Annotated in this window: 1 protein-coding gene; it reads left to right on the top strand. The window is 41.7% G+C overall.

What is annotated here, in order from left to right:
* The first annotated feature begins 139 nt into the window (after positions 1-139).
* A complete protein-coding gene (gene nadE / locus AB4135_RS17920) occupies positions 140-970 on the top strand; it encodes an ammonia-dependent NAD(+) synthetase (RefSeq protein WP_371994823.1) in 831 nt (276 codons plus the stop codon).
* Positions 971-1,121: the final 151 nt, after the last annotated feature.

Below are 1,121 nucleotides of genomic sequence, written 5' to 3'. Positions count from 1 at the left end.
CTTTATACTAATTGGTATAATTGCAAGCTAAAGAGGAGTTGTTGCATATTCAAGTTAATATAGCCGTGTATTGTTATGTTATTTCGATCATAATAGTTGAGTTTCTTAGTTAACAACTGATGTCATTGGAGTTTATTACGTGAAAGGACAGATTTTAAGGGAAATGAAAGTACTCAAAGCAATTGACCCTGCTTTTGAAGTACAAAGACGAGTCGCATTTATTAAAGCCAAACTTAAGCAATCAAGCACTCAATCAGTCGTGTTGGGGATAAGTGGCGGGGTAGACTCCTCTCTAGCTGGGCGTTTGTGCCAATTGGCTGTCGAAGAACTTAATGCTGACACCGGTGACTCTGGTTATCAATTTATTGCGGTGCGTTTACCGTATGACATCCAAAAAGACGAAGATGAAGCGCAGCTAGCCTGTCAATTTATTAAGCCTTCTAAACAGGTGGCCGTGAATATAAAAGAGGGCGTCAACGGAGTCCATTCTGAGACGCTAACGGCAATAGAAGCCGCTGGAATCGCGTTACCTGATACTGATAAAATTGATTTTGTGAAAGGCAATGTGAAAGCAAGAATGCGTATGGTCGCTCAATACGAGATCGCAGGGCTTGTTGCTGGATTAGTTGTAGGTACTGATCATAGCGCAGAAAATATCACTGGTTTCTATACTAAATGGGGTGATGGCGCTTGTGACTTGGCACCTTTATTTGGCTTGAATAAACGTCAAGTTCGCACTCTTGCAAAGTTTTTAGGTGCACCAGACATATTAGTTCATAAGGCACCGACGGCAGATCTTGAAGAGGGACAGCCTCAGCTTGAAGATGAAATTGCACTTGGCTTGACCTATGACCAGATTGATGACTTTCTTGAAGGGAAAGAAGTTAGTGATGCGGTGAGCGATCGCTTAGTGAATATCTACCGAGCAACGCAACATAAACGTGACGCTATTCCTACCATCTACGACTAACGTTTAGTTAGATTTAAAAGCGCCAAAGGCGCTTTTTTTACATCTGCGATGATGGGTGCTTATACCAATTCCATCAAAGATGTGATCAATTCAGAGCTTTCTCAGGGCTTTTAATTCAAGGCGCATTGTGGAAGAAATGGTTATTCCCTTT

Origin of the sequence: Shewanella sp. 10N.286.54.B9 (assembly GCF_041468565.1) — a bacterium.
In the GTDB taxonomy this organism is placed as follows: Bacteria; Pseudomonadota; Gammaproteobacteria; order Enterobacterales; family Shewanellaceae; genus Shewanella.
The sequence above is the reverse complement of the archived record's forward strand: the minus strand, read 5'-3'. Positions and strand labels throughout refer to the sequence as shown.